Origin of the sequence: Formivibrio citricus, from assembly GCF_900115065.1 — a bacterium.
Classification (GTDB): Bacteria; Pseudomonadota; Gammaproteobacteria; order Burkholderiales; family Chitinibacteraceae; genus Formivibrio; species Formivibrio citricus.
Map to the genome: position 1 here is coordinate 12,378 of NZ_FOVE01000010.1, position 13,358 is coordinate 25,735.

13 protein-coding genes are annotated in these 13,358 nt (G+C 62.1%); 4 read left to right on the forward strand and 9 right to left on the reverse strand.

The window, feature by feature from the left end:
* Positions 1-204: 204 nt before the first annotated feature.
* From BMZ36_RS07770 to rtcA, 4 genes are read left to right on the forward strand one after another with little or no spacing between them, the layout of a single operon-like run.
* Complete coding sequence (locus BMZ36_RS07770; RefSeq protein ID WP_245747834.1) at positions 205-1,350, forward strand: slipin family protein; 1,146 nt, start codon at positions 205-207, stop codon at positions 1,348-1,350.
* Positions 1,351-1,404: 54 nt separating this feature from the next.
* Positions 1,405-2,622 (forward strand): RtcB family protein, encoded by a 1,218-nt coding sequence (locus BMZ36_RS07775; RefSeq protein WP_091193999.1) that lies wholly within the window; start codon positions 1,405-1,407, stop codon positions 2,620-2,622.
* A gap of 4 nt (positions 2,623-2,626) precedes the next feature.
* The gene (locus BMZ36_RS07780) at positions 2,627-3,286 is read left to right on the forward strand and encodes a hypothetical protein (protein WP_091194002.1); all 660 of its coding nucleotides are present in this window, start codon (positions 2,627-2,629) and stop codon (positions 3,284-3,286) included.
* A gap of 44 nt (positions 3,287-3,330) precedes the next feature.
* Positions 3,331-4,362, forward strand: a complete 1,032-nt coding sequence (rtcA, locus tag BMZ36_RS07785) for an RNA 3'-terminal phosphate cyclase (RefSeq protein ID WP_091194005.1) — start codon at positions 3,331-3,333, stop codon at positions 4,360-4,362.
* Between the two features lies 1 nt (position 4,363).
* Here the strand turns inward: rtcA and BMZ36_RS07790 are convergent, their stop codons facing one another.
* From BMZ36_RS07790 to BMZ36_RS07825, 9 genes are all read right to left on the reverse strand, one after another.
* Positions 4,364-4,981, reverse strand: coding sequence for a DUF4202 domain-containing protein (locus BMZ36_RS07790; protein WP_177187823.1), 618 nt, complete (start codon positions 4,979-4,981; stop codon positions 4,364-4,366).
* A gap of 185 nt (positions 4,982-5,166) precedes the next feature.
* Positions 5,167-5,766 carry a hypothetical protein gene (locus tag BMZ36_RS14315; RefSeq protein WP_143086004.1) on the reverse strand — a complete coding sequence of 200 codons (600 nt, stop codon included), beginning with the start codon at positions 5,764-5,766 and terminating at the stop codon, positions 5,167-5,169.
* Positions 5,767-5,915: 149 nt separating this feature from the next.
* Positions 5,916-7,220 carry a DUF58 domain-containing protein gene (locus BMZ36_RS07795; protein ID WP_091194360.1) on the reverse strand — a complete coding sequence of 435 codons (1,305 nt, stop codon included), beginning with the start codon at positions 7,218-7,220 and terminating at the stop codon, positions 5,916-5,918.
* A 130-nt stretch (positions 7,221-7,350) separates the two neighbouring features.
* Entirely contained in the window at positions 7,351-8,334 is a 984-nt protein-coding gene (locus BMZ36_RS07800; RefSeq protein ID WP_091194008.1) for an AAA family ATPase, read from the reverse strand.
* A complete protein-coding gene (locus BMZ36_RS07805; protein ID WP_091194012.1) occupies positions 8,331-9,455 on the reverse strand; it encodes a DUF4350 domain-containing protein in 1,125 nt (374 codons plus the stop codon). Before BMZ36_RS07805 ends, BMZ36_RS07800 begins: the two co-directional genes overlap by 4 nt.
* A complete protein-coding gene (locus BMZ36_RS07810; protein ID WP_177187824.1) occupies positions 9,452-11,047 on the reverse strand; it encodes a DUF4129 domain-containing protein in 1,596 nt (531 codons plus the stop codon). The genes BMZ36_RS07805 and BMZ36_RS07810 overlap by 4 nt, the downstream gene beginning before the upstream one ends.
* Positions 11,037-11,987 carry a stage II sporulation protein M gene (locus BMZ36_RS07815; protein ID WP_091194073.1) on the reverse strand — a complete coding sequence of 317 codons (951 nt, stop codon included), beginning with the start codon at positions 11,985-11,987 and terminating at the stop codon, positions 11,037-11,039. The genes BMZ36_RS07810 and BMZ36_RS07815 overlap by 11 nt, the downstream gene beginning before the upstream one ends.
* Positions 11,988-12,153: 166 nt before the next feature.
* Complete coding sequence (locus BMZ36_RS07820) at positions 12,154-12,834, reverse strand: RDD family protein (RefSeq protein WP_218142666.1); 681 nt, start codon at positions 12,832-12,834, stop codon at positions 12,154-12,156.
* The gene (locus BMZ36_RS07825; RefSeq protein ID WP_091194076.1) at positions 12,834-13,337 is read right to left on the reverse strand and encodes an RDD family protein; all 504 of its coding nucleotides are present in this window, start codon (positions 13,335-13,337) and stop codon (positions 12,834-12,836) included. Before BMZ36_RS07825 ends, BMZ36_RS07820 begins: the two co-directional genes overlap by 1 nt.
* Positions 13,338-13,358: the final 21 nt, after the last annotated feature.

Below are 13,358 nucleotides of genomic sequence, written 5' to 3' on the forward strand. Positions count from 1 at the left end.
GGACGCAGTAAACCCGCCGGTGTGGCGCTTGCGCCACCGTCGATCCGGTCCGGCTTCAACGCCGGGTGATTGGCAGAATTGGCAAGATGGAATGGCCCCGAACCTTGGTACGGGACAACCAGGAAATCAAGCCCGTTCCCCCTCTTGCCCCGCGGCAAAGCCCGCCGGATCGATGCCCGCCGGCAATTATGAAGAGGTCAAAAAATGATTATGTTCAAACGATTGGTCATCAAGAAAAATCAGCGCGGATTGTTGCTGCGCGATGGCGACTTTGTCCGCATCGTCGAGCCGGGTGTTTTCCGTGCATTCGATCCGTTCAACCGCTATGGCATGGAGGTGTTTTCGCTCAACGATCCGCTGTTCAATAACCCGTTGGCCGATTACCTGCGCCAGAATGAATCCGGCGTACTGGATCAACACTTCCTGCGCATGGATTTGAGCGAAGACGAAGTCGGCTTGCGTTATGAAGACAATATCCTGGTGGAAATTCTGCCGCCGGGAACCCGCAACCTGTACTGGAAAGGCTTTATCGCCCAGCGACTGGAGAGAATCAACCTGCAAGAAGGGTTCCGTCTGCCTGCAGCGCTCGCGGCACGGTTGACCCAGCAGGCTTTGCGTAATCGCATCGTCAAAGGGTTGAACGCAGTACTGGCCGTACAAGTGCCGGAATGGAATATTGGCCTGTTGCGGGTCAACGGCGAGCTGACGGAACTGCTGTCGCCGGGGCAATATGCCTTCTGGCGCTTCAACCGCGAACTATCCGTGGAAGTGATCGACACCCGCTTGCAAGCCATCGAGGTTTCCGGCCAGGAAATTCTGACCCGAGACAAGGTGGCACTGCGGATCAATTTGGCGGCGTCCTGGCGTTTTACCGATATCAAGCAGGCATTTTCGACCATCAGCAAGCCGGTTGAGCATCTTTACCGCGAACTGCAATTTGGTCTGCGTGCCGCGGTGGGCACCCGCACGCTGGATGAGTTGCTGGAAAACAAGCTGATTATCGACGAAGTCGTCACAGCACATGTCGGCAAGAAGTTGGCAGGTATGGGTCTGGAAGTTTCGGCTATTGGCGTCAAGGACATCATCCTGCCGGGCGAGATGAAGACCATACTGGCTCAAGTGGTTGAAGCCGAAAAAGCCGCGCAAGCCAATGTCATCCGCCGCCGCGAAGAAACCGCAGCGACCCGCTCGCTGCTGAACACCGCCAAGGTGATGGAAGACAACCCGACCGCGCTACGCCTGAAAGAACTGGAAACGCTGGAGCGTGTAGCCGAACGCATTGACCGGATCTCCGTCTTTGGCGGGCTGGATCAAGTGCTGAACGGATTGGTCACCATCAAGGGCGCATAAACAACGATGGTCTCTCCCTTCGCGGGGGAGACCATGCAAGAAAGGAAACGAAACATGAATTACGAACAAATCGACGTGGCCCAAGGCGCACCGATCAAGATGTGGACGCAAGGCGTGCCGGTGGAAGACGATGCCCGCGCCCAATTGATCAACACTGCCAGGATGCCCTTCATCTTCAAACATCTGGCCGTGATGCCCGATGTGCACCTGGGTAAGGGTTCAACCATCGGCAGCGTGATCCCCACGCGGGGCGCCATCATCCCGGCGGCAGTGGGTGTGGATATTGGTTGCGGAATGTCCGCTGTGCGGACCAACCTGACCGCGGAAGACCTGCCTGCCGATCTGGCCAACCTGCGCGCAGCCATCGAACGCGCCATCCCGCATGGCCGGACCGTGACCCGCGGAGGCCGGGACAAAGGTAGCTGGGAAAACCCGCCCGATAACGTGAACGCACTGTGGGCGCAGTTGCAACCGGGGTTCGAGCGCATTACCGGCAAGTATCCGCGACTGAAAAACACCAACAACCACAAGCATCTGGGAACGTTGGGAACCGGCAACCACTTCATTGAAGTGTGTCTGGATACCGAAAACCGCGTCTGGTTCATGCTGCACTCCGGCTCCCGCGGAATCGGCAACGCTATCGGCGAGCTGTTTATCCGGCTGGCGCAGGAAGACATGCACGATCAGCTCGACACCCTGCCTGATCGCAACCTCGCCTGGTTTGCCGAAGGCAGTGCGCACTTCGACGATTATGTCGACGCCGTGCACTGGGCGCAGGAATTCGCCCGGCTTAATCGCGTCGCCATGCTGGATAACCTGGTTGTCGCGGTAGAAGCCCTGCTGGATCGCAAGATTGAATTCGACGGCGCACCGGTGGATTGCCACCACAACTATGTGCAGAAAGAAACGCACTACGGCGAAGAGATTTTCGTGACCCGCAAAGGCGCGGTGCACGCCGGAAAGGGCGAAATGGGCATCATCCCCGGCTCGATGGGCGCCAAGAGCTATATCGTGCGCGGGCTGGGGAATCCGGAATCCTTCTGCTCATGCAGCCACGGCGCAGGCCGAACCATGAGCCGCAACCAGGCCATGAAGCGCTTCACGGTCGAAGACCAGATCCGCGCCACCGCGCATGTGGAATGTAGAAAAGACAAGGACGTGATCGACGAAATCCCGATGGCCTACAAGGACATCGACGCCGTCATGGCCGCCCAGAGCGATCTGGTCGAAATCGTGCATACCTTGCGGCAGGTGGTATGCGTGAAGGGGTAAAAAAATGGACATGCTCCAGCAACAATGCGAACGGCTGAAGTTTCTGGCAGGCAAGCCAGAAACCGAGGCGGCCCGTAATGAAGTATTGCTGGCTTTGACCAGCAAATGGGACGGGGTGCGGGTCAACGCTGCCAAAGTATTGGGAAGCTGGGGCGGCCCGGCCAATATGGCTGTTTTGTTGCACCGGTACGCCGAAACCAGGCAATACAGTGGAGAACGATCCGGTATCCGCAAGGCGCTCTGCCTTGCGGTGTCCGACAACGATGCTCACTGGCTTATCGATTGCTGTTTCAAGCCGGGACTAGTGGAACGGTCTTGTGCCATCGAGATGCTCAGTCATCTTTCGGGAAATGTTTTGCACCAGGCGTTGGCCCGCTTGAATGGGCAAGATGATGAGGTGCGGCATCTGCACTGCGATCTGCTTTTCCGCACTCGAAGCTATCCAGACCGGATCAAGTCTTTGCAAGCCTTGAGCAGCGACATCAACCCCACAATCGCCTTGCGGGCCCGGCAATACTTATCCTGGTTGAAATGGGTTGAGCCCGCGTTGTTTAACACGGAACCGGCCAAACCCAACCATTCCTCTCGCGGGAAAGCCTTTGACCGCAAGTTCAACCGCGCAAAACAGAAACGGCAGCTCGCAATACGGAAGGAATCAATGTGAACTCCAGAGTTATTCCCCCGGCGCAACACCAGAAAGAACCCGAAATGAACATGATTGAACTCAATGGCGCCCATGGCGAAGGGGGCGGGCAGATTCTTCGGACCGCCCTCACGCTGTCGATGCTGACCGGCATCCCGTTCCGGATTAACCGCATCCGGGCCAAGCGCGCCAAGCCGGGCTTGCTGCGCCAGCATCTGACGGCGGTATCCGCTGCGGCGGCCGTTTGCGGGGCCAACGTGGATGGGGCGGCACTGGGCTCGACGGCGCTCACGTTTACGCCCGGCGCCATTCGGGGCGGGGATTACCGCTTTGCCATTGGCAGCGCCGGCAGCACCACACTGGTCTTGCAAACCATTCTGCCCGCGCTGTGGTTTGCCGATGCGGCCTCTACGGTCCATGTATCAGGCGGCACGCACAACCCCGCTGCCCCGCCCGTGGATTTTCTGCAGCAGTCCTGGCTGCCTCTCATGCGGCGCATGAGGGTACAGACCGAGCTGGAATGTCTGCGACACGGGTTTTTCCCTGCAGGGGGCGGAGAAGTCTGCGCCAAGGTCGCGCCGGTTTCCGGCAAGCTTCAGCCGCTGACGCTGGAGTCTCGCGGAGAGTGGCGGGCAACCCGCGCCGTAGCCATTGTGGCGGGCGTACCGGGGGAAGTGGCCAAGCGGGAATTGGAACAGGTTGAATCGCTGTTGGGGCCAATGGACACCGAATTGCGCAGCCTGCCCGCACGGGAAGGGCCGGGCAATGTGGTCATGGTATCGCTGGCATACGAACACGTTTGCGAGACGTTTGTGGCTTTTGGCGAGCGGTCACTGGCCGCAGAAACGGTAGCCCAAAAAGTGGCTGGGGAAGCCCGGCGTTATCGGGAGGGAGGCGCAGCCGTCGGCGAACACCTTGCCGACCAATTGGCGCTGCCTTTGGCGCTGGCCGGCGGAGGCCGTTTCACCACAAACCGAGTCTCGGATCATCTCCGGACCAATCTGGACGTGATCGGTCAATTTCTGCCCGTACGCGGCGACATTTCCGAAATCACGCCGGGCGTTTGGGCCGTGGATGTGCAACCCTTGGCCGTTTGATTCAGCCTGCCTGAATCGCTTTCTGGATCAACGGCAGCAAGGCTTGCGGCAAGGCGATCTGCCCCGAGAGCGCAAACACCCGCCCGGCTTCCGACATCTTTTTCCACGTTTTGCCGATGATGCCGAGCCACTTTTCTTCGGAGTAGTCGGCTTTTTCTTCGGCAAAACCCGCCATGTACGATTCGAGGAACACCAGCGCCGCCACGTCTTCCAGCAACTGGGTATCCGGGTTCACCTTCAGCCCGCGCTTGCCGACGATCTGGCCGACGGCCTCTATCATGGCCGCGTCGTAGCCGACCTCGCGCATGATCTCGCCGGCGGTTTGCGCGTGGAAGCGGTACAGCGCGGTGCGCCAGCTCAGGTAGCCTTCGCGCGTCATCGGGTAATCCTGACGCGGAATCGCCCAGCGCCGGATATGCTGCGCCCGGCAAGCCAACTGCACCGCCTCGCCCGCCTGCGGCGCAAAACGCGCCAGCATCGCACTCATGCGCCGGCCGTAGAGCAACTCCTTCGGCCAGTTGCGCCCTTCGGCGAATTCCGAGCGAGGGTCTTCGGCGTTGGCGGCGTCGAAGCGGGACAGGCAGGATTCAAATCGAGGTGGTTGGGTGATTTCGGTCATGATTTCTCTTGGACAATTCGCATCATTGTGCCGTGGGTCAAGAGGTGATTAGCGGTCACCATTTTGTGGAAGATTCGTTCTGGGAAACTACACAAACCGTGGTCTGCCCCCTATTGTCCAGGGTGTTGTGCTTATTAAACTTGACGCCGGCTCCAGAAAACGAAGCGAACGGGTTGAGTGCTGGGTTAACCATGAGTTTCACCGCCGGTCCACTGATATTGCGAAGAGGAAAAATCTCCAAGTTGAATACCGTGGCTTAGATCTATAGGTAGGCCGCCGTTGAATAGACTGGACCAACTACCGTCGTCTTTCCAAAGCGTCATTGCCCGTACGTGATGGTATGGAAGCATATATAGGTCACGATCATAGTTGTCAGGTCTGGTATCAATCACCGCATGAGCCTCGTCGTTTCTAACGTGTACAACGCCCACCAAACGTCCCCAAGTAAGCATCGGGGGCGCGCTCCAAATCTTTGCAGCTAGGACTCTCGTGAATAGATCTAGTGATGATAAGGCCTTGAGTTCTGCTAAATTTTCTACGCCGAACACATGCGAAAGCGATCCACGTAACAGAATGCGAGCCTCCGAAATATTCTTAGCTCCCAAATCTTTCTTGCCAATTGTCGGGTTACTTCCCGACTGAGCCTCAAGAGCGAAAACTTGTCGCCGCTTGAAATCATCCAGGAATCTCGGATGTGCGAACGACGCGGCTAGACCGGCGCTTTTAGATGACAGCGCCCGCAGTATTTCAGTAACGACGATATCTGGCGATGTGTAATTTTCCATCGGTTGTTCGCTGGCTAACGGGGTATCGCCACCACTGGTGGCATATTCGGAGAAAACGTCACCGTCGTTAACCTCACAGTGACACGACAATCTCTACTGAACAATAGTGAAATATATTCACATTTAATCAGTTAAAGTCACACCCGCCATCACAACACCCCCGCATCCTTGATCCCGTGATACCGGTCCACCAGCGCAGCCGGGAGCTGGTCGGGGGTGACGTCCAGCAGCATGCCGCCGCGCAGGCCGAGGCGGCGGCTGGATTCGCTGCGCTGGGTCAGGTAATCGTGGGTGGCGGCCAGCCGCAGGGCTTCGTTGAACTGCGTCACCGGGGTTTCCAGCACCGCGTCGAGCGCCGATTCGCGCAGGCTGGCGCACAGCACCAGATGCTTGCGCGATAGCAGGCGCACGGCGGCGGCCAGGGCCTGGTCGTCTTCGTCGCGCAGATTGGTCAGCAGCACCACGAACGCGCGCTTGCGCAGCCGCCCGAGCAGGGCTTCGGCGGCGAGCGCGTAGTCGGGGGCGACTTCGGAGGGTTGCAGGTCATAGACGCCGGCCAGCAAGCGGTCCAGCCCCACCCGCCCCTTCTGCGGTGGCAGCCAGCGGGTTTCCGCGCCGAAGGTCATCAGCCCGACCGCGTCGCCCTGCTTCTGCGCCACCCACGCCAGAAGCAGCATGGCGTTGAGCGCGTGGTCGAAATGCGCCAGCTCGCCGTCGCGCGCGAGCATGCGCCGGCCGCTGTCGAGCAGGAACACCACCTGCTGGTCGCGCTCTTCCTGATATTCGCGGCTGATGGGTTTCTGCTGGCGCGCCGTGGCTTTCCAGTCGATGGAGCGCAGGCTGTCGCCGATACGGTATTCGCGCAACTGGTGGAAGTCCGTGCCCTCGCCGCGCTGGCGTTTGCGCAAGGTGCCGGCCTGCGGAACGCGCTGGTCGGTGGCGATGAGGTTGTGGCCGAGCACGCGCGCAAAATCGGGGAAGACCTTTACGCGCTGGCTCTCGCCCCAGCGCACCTGCCGCTGCCACAGACGCAGCGGGGATTCGACGCGCACATGCGCGGCGGAGAAGGTTTCGTCGCCCCGCGCCAGCGGACGCAGCCGGTAGCGGAACGTCAGGAAGCGCCTGGCCATGAGTTGCCCGCCATGCGGCAAGCCGTCCATTTCCCACGCGGTCGGGTAACCATCGAACAGCGAAAACCGCAAAGGCCGCCCGCCTTCGTGGTGCAGCGTCAGCGCCACTTCGCGCCATTGCCCCAGCGGCCAGACGCCGTTGAGCGTGCGCTCCAGCCGCACTTTCGGCACCTGCCGGCCCAGCTTGGCATCGCCCGCTGCCAGCACCAGCAGCAGCGCGCCGGCGGCCCACCAGAGTTCGACGAGCACAGCGAACCAGCCCGCGGCAAAGCCCAGCGCAGCCCAGAGTACGACCAGCCAGAGGAGGAGACGGGAGGGGATCATTTCAAGCCCTTTGCCGCAGCGTCGCAGGGGGTGCAATTTGTTGCGCACGCGGTCCGAATTCCGGAGGAATGGTGCGCACAGCGCACCCTACTCCAATCGTGCCTCTGTGGTTCAAATCCTTTCATGACGTTCATGTGCGCGGTGCGGCGGTCTGTTCGAGCAGGTTGGTCAGCAGCCGATCTGTCGACAAGCCTTCCAGCTCGGTTTCCGGGCTCAGGGTGATGCGGTGGCGCAGCACCGGCAGCGCAGCGGCCTTGATGTCGTCCGGCGTGACGAAATCGCGCGCGGCCAGGAGCGCCAATGCGCGCGCCACGCGCACCAGCGAGATCGCGCCGCGCGGGCCGGCGCCGATGGCGATGCCCGGCCAGTCGCGGGTGGCGCGGGTGATGCGCACCGCGTATTCGGCCACGGCATGGTCCACGCGGATGTTCGCCACGATCTGCTGCAGCGCGAGCACGGTTTCCGGCTTGATCAGCGTGCCGACGCGGCTTACGTCGAGCGCATCGCCCACGCAACCCACCGTGGTCAGCTTGAGAAGATCCAGTTCTTCGGCCGCCGAGGGGTAGTCGATCAGCACCTTGACCAGAAAGCGGTCGAGCTGCGCTTCCGGCAAGGGATAGGTGCCTTCCTGCTCCAGCGGGTTCTGCGTGGCCAGCACCATGAACGGCGCGGCGAGCGGGTGCGATTCGCCTTCGATGGTGACCTGGCGCTCCTGCATGACTTCCAGCAGCGCCGATTGCGTCTTGGCCGGGGCGCGGTTGATTTCGTCGGAAAGCAGCAGGTTCGTGAACACCGGCCCCTTGCGCAGGGTGAAGCTCTGGTTCTTCAGGTCGAAAACCGCGTGGCCCATCACATCGGCCGGCATCAGATCGGGCGTGAACTGGATACGCGCAAAATCGCCGGCAAAGGTCTTGGCCAGCGCTTTCACCAGCAGCGTCTTGCCCAGCCCCGGCACGCCCTCGATCAGCACATGCCCGCCCGCCAGCAGCGTAGCCAGCACATGGTCGATGATGGCCTGCTGGCCCACGACGGCCTTGCCGATCTCGTCGCGCAGGCGGCGGGTGATTTCCACGGCCTGGGTAAAGCGCTCGGACGTTGCTGGGGTATCGCTCATAATTTTTTCCTCAGGAATTGCAAGATTCGGAGCCGGGAGGCGAAGTCATGCGGATTCTGGCTGACCGGCTTGTTCAGCGCCCGGTCCACCTCGTCGGCGGAGAGCTTGAAGCGGCGCGCAATGCGCTGCGCCAGTTCATGTTGCGGCAGGCGCGCCCATTCCGGCATGCGCGCGAGCATGCGCTGGCGCAGCACCAACCGCGCTGCCTGCAACAGTCGGAATGCGCCGCCCTCCTGCCGCCACAGCCAGCGCCCGCTGGCATCGATATGTTCCAGCAGGGAGCGGCGCGACAGATCGGGCTCCGGCAACAGCGGGCCGAAACGCCGCACGGCGCGCCAGAGCAGCAGCCCCAGCAGCAACGGCAACACCACCCAGCCCAAGGGGGTTTTCTTCCAGAACAGCACATACCAGCGCGGCATTTTCAGCGAGCTGACGATCAGCACCTGCGACGGCGGGCCGTTGAGCTCGACCAGCCGCCACAGCAGCTCGGCGTGGTCACGCTGTTGCAGCCACTTGTTGGTGAACCAATCCGGATCGCCCATCACAACGATCTGGCCGCGCCCGACAGCAAACGCGCGCAGGTATTCGCCGCTCTGATCCTGCCAGAGCGGCGCAACGGCGTCCGGCAACTGGCGCACCCGGTCGGCGTAGTGGGTTTCGATGGCCAGCGCGCGCGGCGAGCCGGGCGGTTGCACGCTGCCGGCCTTGTCCTGGGTCTTGACCGGGGTATCGCGCCGGATCGCGAATGCATCCAGCAGCGGATCGTTCTCCTCGTCCTTGAGCCGCAGCGCCCCCGTAATGAGCACGCCGCCGTTCTCCACCCAGCGCCGGATCGCTGCGGAATCCTTGTCGCCCTGGCGCAGCGAACGATACGGCAGCAACAGCACGCTGGCCGACGAAAGCTGCGCCGTGCCTTCGGCCATCATGTCCACGGTGCGCGTCTTGATTCCCTGTTTTTCCAGGAACAACCCGGCGGCGAGCAGCGGATTGGCGGCGGCTTCCGGTGTCTGGCGCGGCATCGCCACCGGGCGACGCTCCATGTGGGTCAACCACCACCACGCGCCGTAAACGGCCGCCGCCACGGCGATAAACCAGAGCAGATAGCGCACGGTGCGGGTCATGATGCAGCCTCAACCTGGTCAAGATCGGCCTGCCAGTGCTTGCAAAGCGCCCTGACCTTCTCGCCGTCCGGCCAGCGGTCGGCATACGCCGCGGCCTGCCAGACCTCGGTGACGCTTTTCACGACCCGGTAGCGTGCCTCATTCAGGCGCATGGCGCGCAGTGCCGCTTGGGCGGTCTGCAGGCATTCGCCCTCGGTCGCGCCCTTGGGCAAGGCGATGCCGTGCCGGTGCGCGAGCCGCGAAATGCTGGCGCGGTAGAGCAAGGCTAGCGCGGCGCGTTGCTCGCCGGCCTGCCAGGCTTGCCAGACCGCCGCCGCCACATCGTCGGGCAGCGTTTCCGGGCGAATGTCGAGACCGGCGATTTCCTGCGGCAACTCCGGCAGGGCTTTCTTGCGCAGAAGGCCCATCTTTTCCAGTACATGGCGATAGCGATACAACAGCCAGAACACCAGCGCAGCCGCTGCCATGATCAGCAGCAACTTGATCAGACCCGCGGCCGAGTTGAGCAGATCGCCCAGCGCCGAAAGCACGTCGAAAACACTTTTCCAGAACGGGGCGGTTTCCTTGTTGGCAACTTCGTCTTTCTTTTTCGGCACCCAGCCCTGCTTGCATTCGTAACTGCGCAACTCTTCGCGCGCATAGATTTCGTCCACCTGCGCACGGATACGCGCCTGCTCGGCATCCTGAGGCTCGCCGCGCGCCTTGAGCATCCTGGCGACATGCGCCGGTGGCTCGCACTCGACGGCCCAAGCTTGCGGGGCGGGCGCGATGAAACACAAACCCGCCACGGTGACGAACAGCACCGATGCCAGGGTTTTGCCGAACCTGCCGCAGCGCTCGGCCAGGCGGCGGAACGCCAGCTCGATATCCCACGCTTCAAGCTCCGCGCGGCGGTTGAGATAGAGCGTGAAACAGCCGGCCACATACACCGGCCCGATCATGCCCGCTGCCAGCGCGTAGGTAGCCAACATCAATAATGGGTACCAGAAGTTTTCGTTCTTGGCATTCATCGCGAACAGGGTGAACGGATTGGCCGCGCCGGGGTCGCTGATGAACAGGCCCAACAGGGCAATCAACCCCAGTTCGATCACGAATTCGAAATGCGCACAGACCACGCCGAACCACGATGCCGCCCCATATGCGCCGCGCCGCCCCAAAGCCTGACGCCGCTGCTTGGCAAATGCCCCGCGCGCGCCTTCGAGCTGCCAGATCGGCTGGTACAGGCCGCGACCGAGCATGATCGGCCGCCACCAGGTCAGCACGCGAAACCAGCCGCCGGAAAGCTGGCCGGGCCAAGCGCGCACCGCCTCGCGCCAGGAAACCGCCTCGCCGAAAACCGCACGGGACAGCACGTAAATGACGATCCGCTCGACCAAGGGTTTGACCCACCAGATCAGCATCATGGGCACCCAGTTCCAGTCCAGCGGCAGCAATGCGGTCAGGGCCAGCATCGCGAGCGCCAGCGGCCCCCACAGCGCCCACCAGGCGGCGTAGGTCGTCGCGGCATTGCGGCGCAAGAGCGCGTAGCCGAGGTCGATGGCCTGCCAGTAGGGGCGCGGGCGCAGGTCGAGTTGCAGGTGTTCAAGCTTCATGGCGCCCCGCCAGCGTGAAATAGGCGAGCACCAGCAGCCACGCGCCCCCGCCCACCGCATACTTGATCGCGGGCGCCAGCCCGGGCATGGCCGACCAGAACGCCTCGAAGAACGCCGCCAGCGCCGTGAGCAGCGCCGCACCGACGACCATCGGCAACATGCGCTGCGCGGTGCGCAGCAGCGAATGATGACGGCTGTAGCGTCCGGGGCTGATCAGCGACAGGCCCAGACGCATCCCGGCGACGGCGGACAAAATCAGCCCGGTGATTTCAAACGCGCCGTGGGTGATGACGAAAGACCAGAACGCCTCGCGCGTGACCGGGTCGCGCGAGAGCCAGCTCGCGATCACACCGCCGTGCAGGCCGTTGAAGGCCAGACTCAAGAGCGCCGGAACGCCGCCAAGAATCCCGCCGGCAAAGGTCCGGAAGCCAATCGAGACGTTGTTCCAGATGTAGAAGCCGAACATCATGAGATCGCTGCCGCTGCCTTCGCGCCCCAGCCGCGCGGCGGCCTGGCTGTACATGCGCTTGTATTTGGCGAGCTCCTGCGGCGAAACCCAGCTATAGGCCCATTCGGGATAGAACCAGACCAGAAGACCGACAGCCAGCCCTGCCCCCCAGAAAATCAGCGAGGCAATCAGGAACAGGCGCCACTCCTCGCGCACTAGGCGCGGAAACCGGCTGGTCAGCCAATGACGCAAGACCGCCGGGCGCTCGATGGCCGCGCCGTACAACTGGCGGTGCGCAGCCAGCGCCAGGGTGTGCAGGTGTTCGGTCAGGGAAGGTGAATACCCGCGCTGGCGCGCCAGCGAGAGCGTCTGGCACAAGGCACGGTAGAGGCGGGGCAATTCCTTGCGATCACCCTGCGGCTTGTCGGCGAGCAGCATTTCGATCTTGGCCCAGAGCGCGGCGTGTTGTTGCTCGAACAGGCTCTGCTTCATCTTGAAAAACCTCCGTTGAACCACAGAGGCACAGAGAACACAGAGAAAAACCAGCCGCTACGCTCTGAAATTGCCACACCCGACCAGTGAACTGCACAGCACGCGCGAAAGTCTGATTTCTCGCTTTTCTCCGTGTCTCTGTGTCTCTGTGGTGAGGAATTCAGGTTCATCGCGTCAGCCCCGCCGCGAAGTTGAGCAACTTGGCCAGCGAGGCATGGCCGATGCCCTTGGTCAGCGGCTCGGCCAGATCGGCGAGCTCCAGCCGGCGCTCATCGGACAGGCGCGGCGCACGCCCGACAAAATCCAGCAGCGCGCGCTGCTCGTCGGGCGTCAGGGGAAACGGCAAGGGCTGGGGCTGCCCGTCTTCGATCCTGGCCGGTTTGGCGGGCGGGTCGCGATAGATCACCATCGTTCCGGCCACCAGATCGCCCAAGCGGCGGAAGCGTCCGTCGAGCAGCATGCAGAAGAGTCCAACACCATAGAGGAAAGGCAGGAAATCGGCGACCAGCAACAGGTTGCGCAGGACCGATTCACGCCACCCCACCGGCAGACCGTCGGCGCGCACCACCTGCAAGCCCATCCAGCGCTTGCCGAGCGTCATGCCCTTGCCGTAGACCTCGAACAGGATCGGGTAGCCCCAGTAGCTCACGAACAGCACCAGCAGCATGATGCCGCGCCCGGCCTGGCTACCGCCGAGTATCCCCATGAGCATGCTGATGGAAATGAGCCACAGAAAAGTATCGACCGCCCAGGCCATGGCCCGGCGCGCGGGACCGGCCGGCGTCAGCGCCAGACTGACCCCTTCGGGTGTCAACAGCTCCAGCCGGCCATCGAGAATCGATGTCATCAAGCCTTTACCACGATGGTGTCGGCGATTTCATCGTGCAGGCACTTGCGGGATTCGCGGAAGATCAGCAGCGGATCGACGAGGGAGATGACAACCCCCAGGAAGGGAATCGCGCCCAGAATCGCGGTGATGAGGTAGCGCATGAAAAAGTAGCGCGCCACGCTGCAACGGCTGCCATCGCTGCGCACCACCTTGATCTTCAGCAGGCGCTTGCCAATGGTTTGCCCGTTGCGATGGATCAGGACGAGGTTGTAGATCAGCAGGGCCAGAAAGGCGCCGCCCATCAGCAACCCGATGATGGCCGCTGCGGCTTTGCCGCCCCCTTTGCCAAACATCGGAATGAAAATCGCCATCAGGATGCCGATACCGGCAAAGCACAGGATATCGATCACCACGGCGCCGAGCCGGACGCCGCGGTCGGCCAGTTCAAGTTCTTCGGATGGCCCCGGTTCGTTCAGGACCAGATGGGTTGCTGCATAGGGGTTCTGTTGCTGTTGATCCATTTCTGCCTCGCCTCTTCAAAC

Excerpts from the sequence above, each read along its gene's own strand:
- BMZ36_RS07770 (WP_245747834.1), top strand. The coding sequence starts at position 205 with ATGATTATGTTCAAACGATTGGTCATCAAGAAAAATCAGCGCGGATTG.
- BMZ36_RS07775 (WP_091193999.1), top strand. The coding sequence starts at position 1,405 with ATGAATTACGAACAAATCGACGTGGCCCAAGGCGCACCGATCAAGATG.
- BMZ36_RS07780 (WP_091194002.1), top strand. The coding sequence starts at position 2,627 with ATGGACATGCTCCAGCAACAATGCGAACGGCTGAAGTTTCTGGCAGGC.
- rtcA (WP_091194005.1), top strand. The coding sequence starts at position 3,331 with ATGAACATGATTGAACTCAATGGCGCCCATGGCGAAGGGGGCGGGCAG.
- BMZ36_RS07790 (WP_177187823.1), bottom strand. The coding sequence starts at position 4,981 with ATGACCGAAATCACCCAACCACCTCGATTTGAATCCTGCCTGTCCCGC.
- BMZ36_RS14315 (WP_143086004.1), bottom strand. The coding sequence starts at position 5,766 with ATGGAAAATTACACATCGCCAGATATCGTCGTTACTGAAATACTGCGG.
- BMZ36_RS07795 (WP_091194360.1), bottom strand. The coding sequence starts at position 7,220 with ATGATCCCCTCCCGTCTCCTCCTCTGGCTGGTCGTACTCTGGGCTGCG.
- BMZ36_RS07800 (WP_091194008.1), bottom strand. The coding sequence starts at position 8,334 with ATGAGCGATACCCCAGCAACGTCCGAGCGCTTTACCCAGGCCGTGGAA.
- BMZ36_RS07805 (WP_091194012.1), bottom strand. The coding sequence starts at position 9,455 with ATGACCCGCACCGTGCGCTATCTGCTCTGGTTTATCGCCGTGGCGGCG.
- BMZ36_RS07810 (WP_177187824.1), bottom strand. The coding sequence starts at position 11,047 with ATGAAGCTTGAACACCTGCAACTCGACCTGCGCCCGCGCCCCTACTGG.
- BMZ36_RS07815 (WP_091194073.1), bottom strand. The coding sequence starts at position 11,987 with ATGAAGCAGAGCCTGTTCGAGCAACAACACGCCGCGCTCTGGGCCAAG.
- BMZ36_RS07820 (WP_218142666.1), bottom strand. The coding sequence starts at position 12,834 with ATGACATCGATTCTCGATGGCCGGCTGGAGCTGTTGACACCCGAAGGG.
- BMZ36_RS07825 (WP_091194076.1), bottom strand. The coding sequence starts at position 13,337 with ATGGATCAACAGCAACAGAACCCCTATGCAGCAACCCATCTGGTCCTG.